General features: G+C 77.6%; 14 protein-coding genes. 4 read left to right on the plus strand and 10 right to left on the minus strand.

Going from position 1 to position 15,475, the window contains the following annotated elements:
• Nucleotides 1-2,313 carry a putative bifunctional diguanylate cyclase/phosphodiesterase gene (locus EDC03_RS03825; protein WP_123378899.1) on the minus strand — a complete coding sequence of 771 codons (2,313 nt, stop codon included), beginning with the start codon at nt 2,311-2,313 and terminating at the stop codon, nt 1-3.
• A gap of 358 nt (nt 2,314-2,671) precedes the next feature.
• Between EDC03_RS03825 and EDC03_RS03830 the strand changes: the two genes are divergently transcribed.
• Entirely contained in the window at nt 2,672-3,292 is a 621-nt protein-coding gene (locus tag EDC03_RS03830; RefSeq protein ID WP_123378900.1) for a hypothetical protein, read from the plus strand.
• Nucleotides 3,293-3,362: 70 nt separating this feature from the next.
• Nucleotides 3,363-3,914, plus strand: a complete 552-nt coding sequence (locus EDC03_RS03835; protein WP_123378901.1) for a hypothetical protein — start codon at nt 3,363-3,365, stop codon at nt 3,912-3,914.
• Between the two features lie 106 nt (nt 3,915-4,020).
• Here EDC03_RS03835 and EDC03_RS03840 read toward each other — a convergent pair whose 3' ends face one another.
• The 7 genes from EDC03_RS03840 to EDC03_RS03875 form a co-directional block, all read right to left on the minus strand.
• Nucleotides 4,021-5,043: an aldo/keto reductase gene (locus EDC03_RS03840; protein ID WP_123378902.1), complete on the minus strand. Its 1,023-nt coding sequence runs from the start codon at nt 5,041-5,043 to the stop codon at nt 4,021-4,023.
• Between the two features lie 92 nt (nt 5,044-5,135).
• Nucleotides 5,136-6,572, minus strand: a complete 1,437-nt coding sequence (gene dctA / locus EDC03_RS03845; protein WP_123379266.1) for a C4-dicarboxylate transporter DctA — start codon at nt 6,570-6,572, stop codon at nt 5,136-5,138.
• A gap of 211 nt (nt 6,573-6,783) precedes the next feature.
• A complete protein-coding gene (locus tag EDC03_RS03855) occupies nt 6,784-8,229 on the minus strand; it encodes a sensor histidine kinase (protein WP_123378904.1) in 1,446 nt (481 codons plus the stop codon).
• Nucleotides 8,230-8,919 (minus strand): response regulator transcription factor, encoded by a 690-nt coding sequence (locus EDC03_RS03860; protein ID WP_123378905.1) that lies wholly within the window; start codon nt 8,917-8,919, stop codon nt 8,230-8,232.
• 37 nt (nt 8,920-8,956) lie between these two features.
• On the minus strand, nt 8,957-9,733 hold the full coding sequence (locus EDC03_RS03865) for a DUF1345 domain-containing protein (protein ID WP_123378906.1): 777 nt from the start codon (nt 9,731-9,733) through the stop codon (nt 8,957-8,959).
• Between the two features lie 48 nt (nt 9,734-9,781).
• Nucleotides 9,782-10,753, minus strand: a complete 972-nt coding sequence (locus tag EDC03_RS03870) for an aldo/keto reductase (protein WP_123378907.1) — start codon at nt 10,751-10,753, stop codon at nt 9,782-9,784.
• Between the two features lie 209 nt (nt 10,754-10,962).
• The gene (locus EDC03_RS03875; RefSeq protein WP_158674193.1) at nt 10,963-12,219 is read right to left on the minus strand and encodes a Bcr/CflA family efflux MFS transporter; all 1,257 of its coding nucleotides are present in this window, start codon (nt 12,217-12,219) and stop codon (nt 10,963-10,965) included.
• A 153-nt stretch (nt 12,220-12,372) separates the two neighbouring features.
• On the opposite strand from EDC03_RS03875, the gene EDC03_RS03880 reads away from it, so the two are divergent.
• Nucleotides 12,373-13,011, plus strand: coding sequence for a malonic semialdehyde reductase (locus EDC03_RS03880; RefSeq protein ID WP_123379267.1), 639 nt, complete (start codon nt 12,373-12,375; stop codon nt 13,009-13,011).
• A 50-nt stretch (nt 13,012-13,061) separates the two neighbouring features.
• Here EDC03_RS03880 and EDC03_RS03885 read toward each other — a convergent pair whose 3' ends face one another.
• A complete protein-coding gene (locus tag EDC03_RS03885) occupies nt 13,062-13,463 on the minus strand; it encodes an MmcQ/YjbR family DNA-binding protein (RefSeq protein ID WP_123378909.1) in 402 nt (133 codons plus the stop codon).
• A 101-nt stretch (nt 13,464-13,564) separates the two neighbouring features.
• Between EDC03_RS03885 and EDC03_RS03890 the strand changes: the two genes are divergently transcribed.
• Entirely contained in the window at nt 13,565-14,545 is a 981-nt protein-coding gene (locus EDC03_RS03890) for an LLM class flavin-dependent oxidoreductase (RefSeq protein WP_123378910.1), read from the plus strand.
• A 34-nt stretch (nt 14,546-14,579) separates the two neighbouring features.
• Here EDC03_RS03890 and EDC03_RS03895 read toward each other — a convergent pair whose 3' ends face one another.
• A complete protein-coding gene (locus EDC03_RS03895; RefSeq protein ID WP_123378911.1) occupies nt 14,580-15,446 on the minus strand; it encodes an NmrA family NAD(P)-binding protein in 867 nt (288 codons plus the stop codon).
• Nucleotides 15,447-15,475: the final 29 nt, after the last annotated feature.

The following is a 15,475-nucleotide window of genomic DNA, read 5'->3' on the forward strand; positions in this document are numbered from 1 at the left end:
TCAGCGGACGGCGCCGGCCCGGTCGGCCGCGCCCGGGCCGCTGCGCTGCGCGGGCGGTCCCGGCGCCCCCGCGCGCGGGAGCAGCGCCTCCATGTCGGCGACGGCGAGCGCCGGCGCGAAGAGGTGGCCCTGGCCGTAGCGGATGCCCAGCCCCACGAGGTGGTCGCGCTGCTCGACCGTCTCCACGCCCTCGGCGAGGACGTCGAGCCGCAGCGCGGCGGCCATCGCGGCGATGCCCGCGAGCAGCTCCCCGGCGTCCTCCCGGGCCGCGACGACGAGCGAGCGGTCGAGCTTGAGCAGCGACACGGGGAAGCGCTGGAGGTAGCCGAGCGAGGTGTACCCGGCCCCGAAGTCGTCGAGGCTGACCCGGACGCCCGCCGCCTCGAGGACCTCGAGGACGGAGACGACCTCCGGCGACGCGGGCACCTGCTCGTGCTCGGTGATCTCCAGCCGCAGGAGCGAGGCCGGCACGGCGTGCTCGGCGAGCGCCCGGCGGACCCGGGCGTCGAGGCCCCCGCCGAGCAGGCTCGCCGGGGTGACGTTGACGCTGACCGGCACCGCCGCCAGGCCGTCGGCGAGCCAGCGGCCCACCTGCCGCAGGGCCGTGTCGAGGACGAGGGCGTCCATCGCCGGCTCCAGCGCGTGCTCGTGGGCGATGTCGAGGAAGTCCAGCGGCGGCAGCAGGCCCAGGTACGGGTGGTGCCAGCGCACGAGCGCCTCCGACCCGACGACCTGGCCGGTGGACAGCTGCACGAGCGGCTGGTGGTGGACGACGAGCTGCCCGACCCGCGCCGGCGACGCGCCCTCCAGAAGTAGCCGCAGGTCCTCGGCGAGCCGCTGCCGCCGCTGGACCTCGGCGCGCATCCGCGGCCGGTAGTCGACGACGCCGTCCTTGCCCGCGGCCTTGGCGCGGTACATGGCGATGTCGGCGCGGGTCATCGCCTGGTGGAGCGTCGTCGGCGCGACGACGTGGACGACGCCGACGCTGGCGCGCGTCCGCAGCTCGTGGCCCGCGGCGCGCAGCGGCTCCTGCAGGGCGGCGAGGAGGCGGGCGGGGGTGCCGGCGTGGCGGCGCACGGGCGCGTCGGTGACGGCCTCGTCGGCGCGCCCCTGCTCGTGCCCGCCGGGGAGCAGGACGACGAACTCATCGCCGCCGAGGCGGGCGACCACGGCCTCCGGGCCGGCCGCGCGGAGCAGCGCCGCGGCGACGCCGCGCAGCAGCTCGTCGCCGACCTCGTGCCCGTAGGTGTCGTTGACCTGCTTGAAGTCGTCGAGGTCGACGAGGCAGAGCAGGAGGCCGTCCGGGGAGGCGGCCCGGAGGTCGAAGGCGGCCTCGAGGCCGCGCCGGTTGCGCAGGTCCGTGAGGGGGTCGTGGTCGGCCGCCCGCTCGCTCGCCCGCAGCGCCAGCACGCCGCGGACGACGCCGAGGAGGGCGATGAGGGCGCCGACGAGGACGAAGGCCTCGGTCGGCAGGCCGTCCCCCGCCCGGTCGGCGCGCTCCTGCACCGACCACAGCACGGGCGAGACGGCGACGAGCGGGGCGAGCCCGAGCAGCTGGAGGGAGGCGGCGCGCCGGTGGCCGCGGGGCCGCAGGGCCGTGCCCATCGAGGGCATCAGCGCGGCGCCGCCGAGGAGCGCGAGCGCGGCGGCCGCGACCGCCTGGAGCCCGGCCCCGCCCCCGCCGGCAGGGGCCGCGACGACGCCCACGAGGTGGTGGACGAGCGCGAGGCCCGCGCCGAGGGCGAGGACGGCCGACGCCGGCGTGAGGCCGGCGCGCGACACGGCGAAGCGCAGGAGGAGCGCGAGGAGGAGCACGTCGAGCGCGGCGGTCGTCATGGCGCCGGCGCCCGTGAGCCGGCCGCCGTCCCGCATGGCGACGACGAGCTGGGCCGCCACGAGGGCGGCGACGACGAGGAGGATCGCCAGGTCGACGACGCCGCCGGCGCCGCGCCGGCGGCGTGCCGTGGGTCGGCCGGTGAGCAGCGCCCGCAGGAGCAGGACCACCCCGACCCCCTGCCCCGCCGCGGCCGCCACGAGCGCCGGGGTGCCGCCCCGGTCGTCGAGGAGGCCCAGCGCGGAGGACGTGCACCAGGCGCCGAGGACGACGGCCAGGGCGACCCAGCCGGGTCGGTCCGCGGGACGGCGGACGGCGGTGCCGACCACCACCGCGACCAGCGCGAGCAGCGTCACCGCCCCGAGGACCACGGGCCACGCGGCGGCGGCGACCACCGTGACGAGCGCGGCGAGCGCGCCGGCCGCGACGACGACGAGGAGGCCGAGCCGCTCGTGCGGACGGAGCGCGACGGGGACCACCGGCGGGCACCTCCTCGGGCTGGACGACAGGGCACCGGCAGGGCACCGGCTCCGTCCCGTCCGTCGGCCCCGGGCACCGCCCGCCTGAGACGGGACCGGGAGGGCCACCCGCACGGGTGCGCCCGGCCGGACCGCGCCCGTCCCGGCGGGCCGCGGCTCCGAAAGGCAGCTCCGCAGGGCGGCACGGGCCGGGGAGAGCACCCGGACGGGCCCCGCCGGGTCACGGGCGGGTCACCGTCCGGCGGGACGCCTGACGAAGAGCCCTGCCGCGGCCGACAGTGCAGGTCGACGACCCCGCCACCGGGCGAGGGTCCCGCCCACGCCCGCACCGCACCTGGACCACGAGGAGACGAGCACCGTGAGCACGCCCGGCGGCCCCGACCGCGACCCGTACGCCCCGCGCACCCCCGAGGACGCGGGGCACGGCGACCCCCGCACCCCCGAGACCGCCGCGTACGGCGCCGTCCCGCCCGCGCCGCCGGCGTGGCCGGTCGCGCCGCCGTCCTGGCCCGCGACCGGGCCGCACCCCGCCCCGCCCGGGTACGGCGCCGGGGCTCCGGGGTACGGGCCGCCGACGGCCGTCCCGCCGGGCTGGTCGGTCCCGTCGGCCCCGCCCGCGCCCCGCGGTGCGTCGGGCCTCGTGGCCGCGGGCCTCTTCACGACGGCGGCAGCGGTCTTCCTCCTCGCCCTCGCGGTCGGCTCCCTCGTCCTCCTCCTCGGCGTCGGCGGGGCCGCGCTGGGCGCCGGCCTCGGCTTCGAGGACTACGAGGGCGGCACCGAGACGGGACAGGCCTACGGCGACAACGACTACCTCGACGGGCTGTGGGACGACTGCGAGGCGGGCGACGGCTTCGCGTGCGACGAGCTCTCCTGGTCCTCCGAGTACGGCTCCGACTACGAGCGGTTCGGCTCCACGTGCGGCGACCGGCTCGACGACGACGCCTACGCGCCGATGACCTGCGACGACGTGGTCGGCTGAGCCGCGACGCCCGGCATCCCGGCGACCCCACCGACGCCCGCGTCCCGCGGGCCCACCCGAGGAGCTCTGCGTGACCACGCCCGACGACCGCTACCGGCCCGGCACGGACCCCGCACGACCGGACGCCGCGCCGTCGGCATCCCCGACGTGGGCGGTCGGCGCCCGGCCTGCCCGGGACGCCGCGGCCCCGGGGCACGGGGCCGCGGCCCCGGCCGGCACGGCGGCCGACGACCTCGACGCCCCGGCGACGACGGCCGCGCCGCGCGGACGCCGCGGCGAGGGGCTGCTCGTGGCCGCCCTCTTCACCACGGCGGGCGCGGTGCTCGTCCTGGCCCTCGCCGTGGGCGCCCTCGCGGTCGCCATCGGCCTCGGCGGTGGCGACCCGTCCCTCGGGTGGACCTCCACGCTCGCCGGGAGCTCGGGCGAGGGTCCCAGCGCCTACGGCGACGACCCGGACCTGGACGCGCTCTGGGACGCCTGCGGCGCCGGCGAGGGCGAGGCGTGCGACGAGCTCTACGAGCTGACGCCCCCCGACAGCGAGTACGAGCGCTTCGGCTGGACGTGCGGGGAGCGCTTCGACACCTCCCGCGACCCCGGCACCTGCCCGGCGGAGCTGGGCTGACGCACGGCGACAGGCGTTGCCCGTCCCTCCTCCGTGACGCACGTCGCCGACCTGCGACGACGTGGGAGGCCGGCGAGCAACGCCTGTCGCCCGGCGCGGGCCGCGCTCAGGCCAGCGTGCGCGTCCGCTGGTCGACGCCGCCCGGCCCGTAGGGGTAGTCCTGCGGCGTCGGCGCGCTGGCGGCGTCGAGGCGGGCCGTCTCCTCCTCCGTGAGGTGCAGGCCGACGGCCGCGAGGTTGCCCTCGAGCTGCTCGGGCGTGCGCACGCCGAGGATCACCGAGGCCACGCCGGGGCGGTCGTGCAGCCAGGCCAGCGCGACGGCGGCCATGGTCGCCCCGCGGCCGTCGGCGACGGCGCGGACGGCGTCGACGACGTCCCACGTCTGCGCGCTGGCACCCCGCTTGCTGACCGCCTCCATGCCCCGCTCGGGGTCGTCGCCGAGCCGGGTCGCGCCGGTGGGCGCCTCGTCGCGGCGGTACTTGCCGGTGAGGTAGCCGCCGCCCAGGGGCGACCACGGAAGCAGCCCGAGCCCGCCCGCGACGCAGGCGGGGACGATCTCGTACTCCGTCTCGCGGACGAGGAGGCTGTACTGCGGCTGGTGGCTGACGAGGGGGAAGCGGCCGGCGGCGAGGCCGACCATCGTCGCGGTCTGCCAGCCGGTGTAGTTCGACAGCCCGGCGTAGGAGATCTTGCCGCTGCGGACGGCGTCGTCGAGGAAGCCGGCCGTCTCCTCCATCGGCGTCAGCGCCTCGTGCGCGTGCACCTGGTACAGGTCGACGTGGTCGACGCCGAGGCGCTGCAGCGAGCGGTCGAGGGACCGGCGCAGGTTGCGGCGGCTCCCGCCGGCGTCCCGCGGCTCGACGCCGCGGCTCGGGAAGCGGCCCTTGGTCGCCAGGACGACGCGGTCGCGGGTCGACGAGCCCTGTGCGGCGAACCAGCGCCCGATGATCGACTCGGACAGCCCGCCGCCGTAGACGTCGGCCGTCTCGAGGACGACCCCGCCCGCGTCGACGTACTGCGACATGAGCCAGTGGCTCGTGGGCTCGTCGGCCTCCACGCCGAAGGTCATCGTGCCGAGCGAGTAGGTCGAGACGGCGAGGCCGCTGCGGCCGAGGGTGCGGTGCTCCATCGCGGTGCGCTCCTGGGGTCGGGGGTCCCCACCCTCCCCCGCGGAGCAGGGCGGCACGACCCGGGCGAGGGCCCGGGTCGTGCCGCGGGCCCTCAGCGGGACGCCGGCCGGGCGGTCTCCGCGCGCACGTCCGCGGCCGCCTGGTCGACGGCGTCGGCGTCCGCCGTGCCGGCCGGTGCGCCGGGCGCCGGCGTCGTCGCCTGCTCGGCGTCGAGCCGCAGGAGCTCGTCGGTGTCGACGCTGCCCGGGTCGTCGAGCACCTCCCGCAGCCGCTCGCGGTCGAGCTCGCCCGTCCACCGGGCGATCGCGAGGGTGCCGATGCCGTTACCCGTGAGGTTGGTCAGCGCGCGGCCCTCGGACATGAAGCGGTCGATGCCGACGATGAGCGCGATCCCGGCCAGCGGGATGACGGTCTCGAAGGCCGCCAGGGACGCGGCGAGGGTGACGAGACCCGCCCCGGAGACGCCGGCCGCGCCGTTGCTGGAGATGAGCATGAAGACCAGCAGCGCGATCTGCGTCCACACCGACACGTCGACGCCGAAGGCCTGGGCGATGAAGATCGCGCCCATCGTCATGTAGATCGCCGTGCCGTCCAGGTTGAACGAGTACCCGGTGGGGATGGTCAGCCCGACGACCGACTTCGGCGCCCCCGCCGCCTCGAGCTTGACGAGCATCCGCGGCAGCACCGTCTCAGAGGAGGAGGTGCCGAGGACGATGAGGAGCTCGTCCTTGATGTAGCGGACGTACTTGAGGAGCGAGAAGCCCGCGAGCCGGCACACCGCGCCGAGGACGAGGCCGATGAAGAGCAGGCAGGTGAGCCAGAAGCTGACCATGAAGTACGCCAACGAGCCGATGATCTGGCTGCCGTACTCACCGATGGTGAAGGCCATGCCGCCGAGGGCGCCCAGCGGCGCGAACCACATGACGATCTTGATGACGCCGAACATGACGCGGGAGATCGTGTCGAGGGCTCGCACCGCCCCGGCGCCGCGCTCGCCGAGGGCCGTCAGCGCGACGGCGACGAGGATCGCGAGCACGAGGACCTGGATGAGCTGGCCGTCGACGAAGGCGGAGAAGAAGCTCTCCGGGACGAGGTAGAGCAGGAAGTCGGTGAAGCCGCCGCCGCCCGCGTCCGCCGCCGAGCCGAGCGTGGCCTCCGCGGCCGAGGCGTCGAAGGTCTCGATGTCGAGGCCGAGCGCGTCGCCGGGGCGCAGGACGTTGATGGTGACGAGCCCGATGCCGAGGGCGAAGACGGTCGTGACGTTGAAGTACACGACCGTCCGCAGGGCCAGGCCGCCCGCCTTCGCGAGGTTGCCCAGCCCGGCGATGCCCACGACGACCGTCGCGAAGATCGTCGGGGCGATGACGACCTTGACGAGGCGGATGAAGAGGTCGGCCAGCCACTTCATCTGCGCGCCCACCTCCGGCAGCGCGAGGCCGATGGCGATGCCGGCGCTGATGCCGACGAGCACCCAGAAGTACAGGTGCTGGTAGAGCCGCTTCTTCCGCCGCGGCGGCCGGTCGGCCACCGCCCGGCGGGTGGCGGGTGCGCCGGGCACCCCGTCCGAGCTGGTCCCCGTGGCGGGCACGTCGGTCTCCCCTCGCGCCGCGCCGGGCGTCGGTGCCCGGCGCACGGCCGTCGTCGGCTGCGCGCCGTCGACCGTGGTCCCCCGCGCGCGCCGCCTCAAGGGGCACGGCGCGGATCTGACGTGGACCTGACGTCCGGTGCCGGCGAGGCCCCTACGGCCCGGCCGGCGCGTCCGCCCGCCGCAGCGCCGCCGCGGCGTCGAGCCCCCCGCCGGGCGCCGGGCGGAGCACGAGGGAACCGCCCGCGACGGCCAGCAGCTCGGCGCACACGGCCAGCCCGAGGCCCGTCCCGGCGACGTCGGTGTGCTCGGGCGCCCGCCAGAAGCGCTCGAGGGCCCGCTCGCGCTGCCGCTCGTCGAGGCCACGGCCGTCGTCGACGACGTGGACGACGACGTCCGGCCCGCCCCCGTCCACCCGCACCTCGACGCGCGTCCCGCCCGACAGCCGCGACGCGTTGTCGACGAGCTCGTCGAGCACCGCCGCGAGGCCGCCCGCCGGCTCCACGACGACCGCGGCCGTCCCCGTCGGCACGGGCCCCAGCACCAGGCCGTGCTCCCGCGCCCGCTCCGCCCAGCGGGGCGCCGCCGCGACGAGCACGTCGTCGAGCGCGACCGGCTGCGGCGGGACGACCCCCGTGCGCGCGGCGGCCAGGAGCGCCTCGAGCATGCGGCCCATCGCGTCGGCCTCCTCGACCGCCTCGGCGAGGACGACGCGGCCCTCGTCGTCGGCGACGTGCGGCGCGAGGTTCTCCACGCCGAGCCGCAGGCCCGCCAGCGGGTTGCGCAGCTGGTGGGAGGCGTCGGCGAGGAAGCGCCGCTGCCGCTCGTCGGCCTGGCGCACCGCGACGACCATCGCGTTGAACGACGTCGCGAGCCGGCGCACCTCGGGCGGGCCGACCTGCTCGTCGGCCCGCGCCCGCAGGTCCCCGGCGGTCACCGCCCCCGCGGCGCGGTCGAGGTCGGCGATGGGCGCGGCCAGCCACCGCGCCAGCGGCCGGGTCATCGCCGCACCGACCGTGAGCGGCACCGCCCCCGCGGCCGCGAGGAGGAGCCACTGCCGCACGACGGCGTCGTGCAGCGCGGCGGTCGGGGCGAGCAGGACGACGGCCCCCACCGCGCGCCCGTCGACGACGACGGGGTCGACGACGACGAGCGGCTCCGTCCCCCACGGCCACGACACGGGCACCGGCGCGGGCCGGCGGCCCGCGACGGCGTCGACGACCCGCTGCCGCACCTGCTCCTCGACGTCCTCGCCCGCCGTGCCGGGCGGAGGCCGGCCGGGGGGCTCGAGGAGCGTCCCGCCGTCCGGGCCGACGAGCCGGGCGGCGACGCCCTCCCGGCGCGTCTCCGCCACGAGCGCCGCCGTGAGGCGCGCGCCGAAGTCACCCCCGACGTCCCCGGCCGTCGGGACGCCGCCCGGCGGGACGACCTCGGCGAGCAGCGGGCCCGCCGTGTCGGCCAGCACCCCCGCCTCGGCGAGCCGGTCGAGGTACTCGGCCTGCGTGGCACGCTCGGCGACGGCCAGCCCGAGGGGCAGGCCGAGCGCCAGCGCGAGGAAGACCAGCGCGGGCACGAGGACGAGCGCGAAGCGGCGGGCCACTCAGCCGGTCCCGTCCGCCGGCTCGAGGCGGTAGCCGGTGCCGCGGACCGTGGTGATGACGACGGCGGCGCCGGCGGCGGCGAGCTTGGCGCGCACCGACGCGACGTGGGTGTCGACGGTACGGCTCTGGCCGACCGCGCTGGCGTGCCACACCTGGTCGACGATGAGGTCGCGGCGCACGGTCGTGCCCGCGCGGGCCGCGAGCAGGCAGAGCAGGTCGGCCTCCTTGCGCGTGAGGTCGAGGACGTCGCCGCCCCCCACCCGGACCTCCCGGGCCGCGGGGTCGAGGGTCAGCCCGCCGACGTGGAGCAGCGCCGGCCCCGGCTCGGAGCGCACCTCGCGCGTGCGGCGCAGCACGGCGTCGACCCGGGCGAGCAGCTCGGCCGTGCCGAAGGGCTTGACGACGTAGTCGTCCGCGCCGGCCCGGAGGCCCAGCACCCGGTCGGCCTCCTCGGCCCGTGCGGTGACGGCGATGACCGCGGTGGCCGGCCGCTCGCGCCGCAGGCGTCGGAGCACCTCCACGCCGTCGACGTCCGGCAGCCCGAGGTCGAGCAGGACGACGTCGGCCGCCCCCGCGGCGAGCGCCTCGGCGCCGGTGCGGGCGGTGGCCACCTCGTGGCCGGCGTGACGCAGCGCCCGCACCAACCCCCGGGCCACCCGGGCGTCGTCCTCCACCACGAGGATGCGCATGGGGCGCCAGGCTAGGGGCCGTCGCGGCGGGCCCGGCTCAGCCCGCGAGCGTCGCCACGGCGCCGACGGCCAGCGTGATGATGATCGTGTTGAAGGCGAAGGCGACGACGGTGTGCCCCGTGACGGTGCGCCGCATCGCGCGGGACGTCACGACGACGTCGGTCGAGCCGAAGGACGTCGACACCGCCGCCGCCAGGTACAGGTAGTCGGAGAAGGCGCGGCCGTCGCCGGGCAGGTCCGGGCGGCGGACGCCACGGACGACCGGCACCGGCTCGTCGGGGAAGACCAGCCCCCCGCGGCCGTCGGCGTGGAGGTGGCGGCGGGCGTAGTCCACGGCGTACGTCGTCGTCATCGCCGCCCAGGCGCTGACGACGAGCACGAGGCCCAGGACGAGGGTGAAGACCGTCGAGGCCGTGTCGGCGGCGCGGACGGCCTGCGGCATGAGGGCGCCCGCGGCCACCAGCCCGATCGACGCCGCGGACACCGCCACGCCCGCGCCGGGCTGGCTGCCGTCGAGCGTGCTGCGCACGGACCGGCGCAGCGGCATCGAGCGGGCGGCGTCCACGAGCGCCGGCCCCACGAGCCCGCCCCACACGAGGAGGGTCAGCAGCACGTACGCGGCCTGGAAGCCGGCGAGCGCGGTCATCGGCACGACGGTCTGCTCCACGACGGACGACGGGAGGTCCACGTCGACCGAGCGCGCGACGGGGACGGCCACGAGCACGCCGAGGACGGCGGCGGCACCGCTGCGACCGACCTCGCGGTGCAGCCCGCGCCGCGCCCTCGCCAGCAGCCGGGCCGCCCTCTCCCCCACGGCGGCGACGGTAGCGGCGGCGCCCGCCCGCGAGGGCCGGGGACCGCCTCAGGCGAAGCCGGCGTTCTCCCGCGGCGTGTAGTGCTCCTCGAGCCGGGCCACCTCGTCGTCGTCGAGCTCGAGCGTCGTGGCGGCGACGGCGTCGTCGAGGTGGTGCGGCTTCGTCGTCCCGACGATCGGCGCGGACACGACGGGGTTGCGCAGCACCCAGGCGAGCGCCACCTGCGCCGGGCTGACGCCGCGGCCGCGGGCCACCTCCGCGACGGCGTCGACGATCCGGCCGTCGTCGTCCCGGTAGAGCTTCTTGCCGAACTCGTCGGTGTCCGTGCGGGCCGTCTCCTGGTCGAAGGGCCGGGTGAGACGGCCCCGGGCGAGCGGGCTCCACGGGACGGTGCCCACCCCGGTCGCGGCGCAGTACGGGAGCATCTCGCGCTCCTCCTCGCGCATGAGGAGGTTGTAGTGGTCCTGCATCGAGACGAAGCGCGTCCACCCGCCGCGGTCGGCGGCGTGCTGCATCTCGGCGAGCTGCCAGGTCCACATCGACGACGCCCCGAGGTAGCGGGCCTTCCCCGCGCGGACGACGTCGTGCAGCGCCTCCATCGTCTCCTCGACCGGGACGTGGGGGTCGAAGCGGTGGATCTGGTAGAGGTCGACGTGGTCGACGCCGAGGCGCCGCAGGCTGTGGTCGATCTCCGTCATGATCGCGGCGCGCGACAGCCCCGCCCCGTTCGGCCCGGGCCTCATGCGCCCGTTGACCTTCGTGGCGATGACGACGTCGTCGCGGGAGGCGAAGTCGCGCAGGGCCCGGCCGAGGAACTCCTCGCTCGTGCCCGCCGAGTAGACGTTGGCGGTGTCGAAGAAGGTGACGCCCGCCTCGAGCGCCCGCCGGATCGACGCCCGGCTCTCCTCCTCGGGCATGGACCACGCGTGCGTCCCGGCCCCCGGCTCGCCGTACGACATGCACCCCAGCGCGATGCGCGAGACCTCGAGCCCGCTCGTCCCCAGCCTGACCTGCTCCACGGTGCCTCCTCGCGGGCGCCGTGCCCGTCCGGGGCCACGCCACCACGACGCCGCACCCGCCGCACCCCGGACGACCGCCCCCGCCCTCCCGACTTCGCTGCCGAAGGTGGGCGCGCAGGCCCCCCACGCACGACTTCGGCAGCGAAGTCGTCAGGACGGGGCCCTGGTGACCGATGTCGGCAGCGACGTCGGGAAAGGGGGCGGGTGCCTCAGGCGGGCGCCCACCGGGAGGCGACGAGGGCGGCGCCGAGGCCGACGGCCATGAGCGCGGCCATCGGGACGACGGACGCGGTGCTCAGCGCGCCGGTCAGCGGGATGACCACGGCGCCGCAGGAGAAGGCGAGCCCGCCGCCGAGCGCGGACGCCGTGCCCCGGGAGCGGCGGCCCGCCTCCTGCGCGAGCGCGAGGCCCATGGGCAGGACGAGGCCCATGCCGCCCGTGAGCCCGGCGAGCAGGACCCAGACCAGCGCGAACGGCGGGACGCCGCCGTCGGCCCCGAGCGGACCGGCCAGCAGCGAGGTGGCGAGGAGCAGGACCGACGACGTCGTGGCGAGCACGAGGCCGGCGCGGCGCAGCACCACCGGCCGCCACCGGCGGACGAGGCGCGTGACGGCGAAGCTCGCCGACGCCATCGCGACGCCGTTGGTCGCGAAGACGAGCGCGTAGGTGCTCGGGGCGATGCCGTAGACGTCCTGGAGCACGAGGCTCGAGCCGCCGATGTAGCTGAAGAAGCCGACCGTCGCGAGGCACGCGACGACGACGTGGGCGCGGAAGCGACGGTCGACGAGGAGGTCGGCCATCCGGGCGAGCGTCGCGCGGGCCGATCCGTGCTGCCGCTCCTCGACGGGCAGCGACTCCGGCACGGCGCGCCAGACGCCGAGCAGCTGCACGAGGCCGACGACGACGAGCAGCGCGAAGGTGGCCCGCCAGCCGCCGGCCGCGACGACGACGGCCCCGACCGCCGGGGCCACGACGGGCCCGAGCAGGCCGATGGCCATGAGCAGCGCGTAGCGGGAGGCGGCCTCGTCGCCGCGGTGGACGTCTCCGACGACGGCGCGCGCGCAGACGGCGCCCGCCGCGCCGGCCACCCCCTGGACGAAGCGGGCGACGACGAGCACCTCGACCGTCGGCGCCACGGTGCACACGACGGAGGCGAGGAGGAAGACGAGCGGCCCGGCGAGGAGCAGCGGGCGGCGGCCGACGGCGTCGCTCACCGGTCCCAGCGCCAGCTGGCCGCCGGCCAGCCCCACGAGGAAGGCCGTGAGGGTGAGCTGCGTGCCGACGGCCCCGGTCGCGAGGTCGGCGCCGAGCGCCGGCAGCGCCGGCAGGTACATGTCGGTGGCCAGCGCGGAGACGCCGCTGAGCAGCACGAGCACCCAGAAGGCGGGCGCGAGGCGGTGCGCGGCACCGCCGCGGAAGGGGGCCCGGTGGGCGGTGGTCGCGGCGTGGGGCGGCCCGGTCGTCACGGTGCCAGCCCACCACAGCGCGGGCGGCCCTCTCCCCCGCACCCCGGGCCGGGGAATGCCCGGGCACCCGCGGGCGTCATGCACCACGGCGGCCGCCCGGCCGCCGGCGTGGTCGACGGGGACCGCACCACCCCGTCGACGAGAGCCGAGACCATGACCCACCCCACGACGACCGTGCCGCGCCAGGGCGGTCGGCGGCCGCTGCTGCCCCTCGAGGACGCGGGCCGGGCGAGCCTGTTCACCGACGCCCGCACCGCCAACCGCTTCACCGACGAGCCCGTCTCGGACGCCGAGCTGGCCGAGCTGTGGGAGCTGGCCCGCTGGGCTCCCACCTCCGCCAACACCCAGCCGCTGCGCGTGCTCTTCGTGCGGACGGACGAGGGCCGCGCCCGCCTGGCGCCCCACATGGCGGACGGCAACCGGGCCCGCGTCGAGGGGGCGCCCGCCGTGGCGGTGCTCGCCGTCGACCGGCGCTTCCACGACCGCATCCCCGAGGTCATGCCCCCGATGGCCGGGCTGCGCGACGTCCTCGAGGCGGACCCCGAGCGCCGCCAGGGCATGGCGGGCTTCTCCGCGGCCATGCAGGCCGGCTACGTCGTGCTCGCCGCGCGCGCGGTGGGCCTGGGCGCCGGCCCGCTGGCCGGCTTCGACGCCGACGGCGTGGACGCCGAGCTCTTCGCCGGCACGAGCTGGCACGCGGTGCTCGTCGTCACGCTCGGCCACCCGGACGAGGGCTCCTACCGCCCGCGGATGCCGCGCCTGGCCGCCGAGGACGTCGTGCGCTGGGCCTGACCGAGCCGGCCGCGGGCCGGGGCCGACGAGCCCTGCCCGCGGCGCCGCGGTCACCGGCGCGCGTCGCCCCCGGCGAGCCGCACGAGGTGGTCCGGCAGCAAGGGGCGCCGGCGCCGCGGCAGGCCGGCGTGGACGAGCAGGTAGGACTCGACGACGAGGTCCTCGACGAGCTCCGCGGTGATCGCGTCGTCCCCGCGCACGGTGATCCAGTGGCGCTTGTCCATGTGGTAGCCGGGCGTGACGGCGGGGTGCTCCTCGCGCAGCGACCGCCCGTCCTCGGGCCGGCACTTCACCGTGATGATCGCGTCCGCGCGCAGGTCGGTCGTCAGCAGGAAGATCTTCCCGCCCACCTTGTGGACGTCCCAGTCCGGGCCGAAGGGCTGCTCGAGGACCGCCCCGGGGAGCTCCTCGGCCGTGCGCAGCGCGAGCTGCTGGACCGCCGCTCCGTCCACCCGCCGCCTCCCCCTAGCGTGCGCGGACGACCGCACCCGCCCGACGCCGGCGAACCTACCGCCGGCCGGCCGCGCCGGGTCCGCACGAGCGGGGGACGACCATGACCACCGACATCCCGGCGCGGCGCCCGCGGACCGGCGTGATGCTGCCCCGCGACCTGGAGGCGTCGGCGGTCCTGCCCTTCGCCCGCCGGGCCGAGGCGCTGGGCTTCGCCGAGCTGTGGGTCGTCGAGGACCTCGGCTTCCGGGGCGGCGTGGCGCAGGCGGCGGCGGTGCTCGCGGTCACCGAGGAGATCGAGGTCGGCGTCGGCGTGCTCCCGGCGGCGGCCCGCAACGCGGCCTTCACGGCGATGGAGCTCGCCACGCTCGCGCGGCTCTTCCCGGGGCGGGTCACGCCGGCGCTCGGGCACGGCATGCCGGCGTGGATGCGGCAGGTCGGGCAGTGGCCCGCGAGCCCGCTGTCCACCCTCGAGGCCCACGTGACCGCGGTGCGGACCCTGCTGCGCGGCGGGCGCGCGACCGTCCGGTCGCCGCGGGGCGGCGTCGACCTCGACGACGTCGCCCTCGACCCGTCGGCGGTGCCCACGGCCGTCCCGCCCGTCCTCACCGGCGTCCGGGGCCCCCGCTCCCTCGCCCTGTCCGGGCGCGTGGCCGACGGGACGGTGCTCGCCGAGCCGGTGACCCCCGAGTACGCCCGCGCGGCCCTGGCGCACGTGGCCCCCCACCGCGAGCACCGGCTCGTCGCCTACAACGTCGCCGCCGTGGACCCCGACCCCGACCGGGCCGTCGCCACGGCCCGCCCGGCGCTGGAGTGGGTGGGCGAGCCCGACTGGGCCCCGCACCTCGCGCCGCTGCCCTTCGCCGAGGACCTCGCCGTCCTGCGCGCCGGCTGCGCCTCCCGGCAGGACTTCACCGCACGCCTGCCCGAGGAGTGGGTCCGTCGTCTGGCCGTCGTCGGCACCGCCGACGACGCCCGCCGGCGGCTCGTCGAGCTCGCCGACGCCGGGGTGACGACCTCCGTGCTCCTGCCCGCCGGGCCCGACCCGCTGGCCGCGCTGGAGCAGCTCGCGACGGCGCTCTAGGTCACCGCACGACGCCGCCCCGCCCGGCGCCCGGTCACGACGACGCGGCCACGAGCTCCTCGAGCACGGCACGGACGGGCACGGGCGGGCGTCCGAGCAGCCGCTCCAGCGCGGGGTCGGTCACGGCGAACTCGCCCCGCCGAGCCGCCCGGTACATGCCGAGGGCGAAGTCGGCGGCCGCGGCCGGCATCCCCCGCCCGACGGCGGCCGCGGCCCACGCGTCGTCGTCGACGACCACCCGGGTCACGTCCCTCCCGGTGATGTCGGACAGGAGCGCCGCGACGCCCTCGAGGTCGACCGCCTCGGACGCCGTGAGGGGCGGCGTCACGCCGTCCAGCACCCCGTCGTCCACGAGGGCCGTCGCCGCCGCCTCGGCGAGGTCGGCGTGCGCGGTCCACGACACGGGGCCGTCCGCCGGGGCCTCGAGCCGGCCCGTCCGGAGGGCGTCGCCGAGGGGGAACGCCAGGGCGCTCGCGTAGAAGCCGTTGCGCAGCGCGGTGAAGGGGACGCCCAGACCTGCCAGGTGCTCCTCGGTGGCCGCGTGCGCGGGCTGCGCGGCGAACAGCGAGGTGCGGGAGGCGGCCTGGTGGCTCGTGTAGAGCACGCGGGAGGCGCCGGCGGCCCGGGCGGCGTCCAGGGCTGCCGTGTTGGCGGCGACCGCACCGCCGCCGCGGATGGCGGCGGAGACGACGAGGACGCGCTCCGCCCCCTCGAAGGCGTGCCGCAGCGAGGGCGGGTCGGTGAAGTCGCCGGCCCGCACGCGCACGCCGCGCCCGGCGAGCGCGGACGCCGCCGCGACGTCGCGGACGCTGACCGCGACCTCGGCGGCCGGCACGCGGTCGAGGAGCTGCTCGACGACCCGTGACCCGAGGTGCCCCGTGGCACCGGTGACGACCAGCACGGTGGTGCCTCCCTGATCTGGTTCCGTTG

It is taken from the genome of Pseudokineococcus lusitanus (genome assembly GCF_003751265.1).
Classification (GTDB): Bacteria; Actinomycetota; Actinomycetes; order Actinomycetales; family Quadrisphaeraceae; genus Pseudokineococcus; species Pseudokineococcus lusitanus.

What these genes read in the sequence shown, in the direction of transcription:
- EDC03_RS03880 (WP_123379267.1), top strand. Translation starts at nt 12,373, where the DNA reads ATGACCCACCCCACGACGACCGTGCCGCGCCAGGGCGGTCGGCGGCCG.
- EDC03_RS03860 (WP_123378905.1), bottom strand. Translation starts at nt 8,919, where the DNA reads ATGCGCATCCTCGTGGTGGAGGACGACGCCCGGGTGGCCCGGGGGTTG.
- EDC03_RS03890 (WP_123378910.1), top strand. Translation starts at nt 13,565, where the DNA reads ATGACCACCGACATCCCGGCGCGGCGCCCGCGGACCGGCGTGATGCTG.
- EDC03_RS03840 (WP_123378902.1), bottom strand. Translation starts at nt 5,043, where the DNA reads ATGGAGCACCGCACCCTCGGCCGCAGCGGCCTCGCCGTCTCGACCTAC.